The following is a 356-nucleotide window of genomic DNA, read 5'->3' as shown; positions in this document are numbered from 1 at the left end:
CTTAGTAGTAAAAGTACAACCTGATGATGCAGAATGGGATGCTGGGGATATTAGGTATAATGTGTTACGATGGACATCATCTCCTCGTCCGCCATTTGGTGGCTATGGCCCCAGTTTTGTTAACCCAAGAACTGGACAAATAATGGGTGCAGATATTATGTTGGAATATGTTCATTTTACCAATAGGGTACTTTACGATAAAATCTACAACACTGCTAGTTTGGAAGAATATCACAAGGATTTTCAATACTGTAGTCTTGGGCATGAAATGCACAAAGAACTTATGTTTGCTAATGCCGTGGTTGCTGCAACAGGTGCTTCTGACTTAGAGATGGAGCGCATCAAAAAAGAATCAA

The 356-nt window shown here is 39.9% G+C and carries 1 pseudogene; it reads left to right on the top strand.

From position 1 onward, the window contains the following. A pseudogene (locus tag J8281_RS19275) lies at nt 1-356 on the top strand (hypothetical protein); the annotation flags it as partial.

The sequence above is a fragment of the Aquimarina sp. U1-2 genome, from assembly GCF_017897595.1.
Taxonomy (GTDB): domain Bacteria; phylum Bacteroidota; class Bacteroidia; order Flavobacteriales; family Flavobacteriaceae; genus Aquimarina.
Note: the sequence above shows the minus strand (reverse complement) of the source record. Positions and strands in the feature narration are given on the sequence as shown.